The sequence below is a fragment of the Neobacillus niacini genome (genome assembly GCF_023715785.1).
Lineage (GTDB): Bacteria > Bacillota > Bacilli > Bacillales > Cytobacillaceae > Neobacillus > Neobacillus niacini_E.
The window spans coordinates 1-312 of sequence record NZ_JAMBOX010000107.1; the positions used below are offsets into that span (position 1 = coordinate 1).

The window sequence follows — 312 nt, forward strand, 5'->3', positions numbered from 1 at the left end:
TTCTTGAAAAAGTACGTCCATTTTATAGTGATGATAACGGCCGTCCATCTGATCCCCTTATACTTTTTAAAATGATGTTCATCGGGTATCTCTTTGGTATTCGTTCCGAAAGGCAATTAGAAAAGGATATTAAAATGAACATTGCCTATCGATGGTTCTTAGGTTTAAATTTCAGGATCCGGGTCCCCATCACTCTACGATTAGTTGGAATCGTCAACACCGTTTTAAGGATACTGATATCTTTCAAGATATTTTTGATGAAATCGTTCTTCAGGCAATGAATCACAAAATGGTAGGCGGTCGTGTTTTATT

Annotated in this window: 1 pseudogene; it reads left to right on the plus strand. The window is 36.9% G+C overall.

Annotation, left to right across the window (positions count from 1 at the left end):
* Positions 1–312 (plus strand): annotated as a pseudogene (locus tag M3234_RS29045) (transposase); the annotation flags it as partial.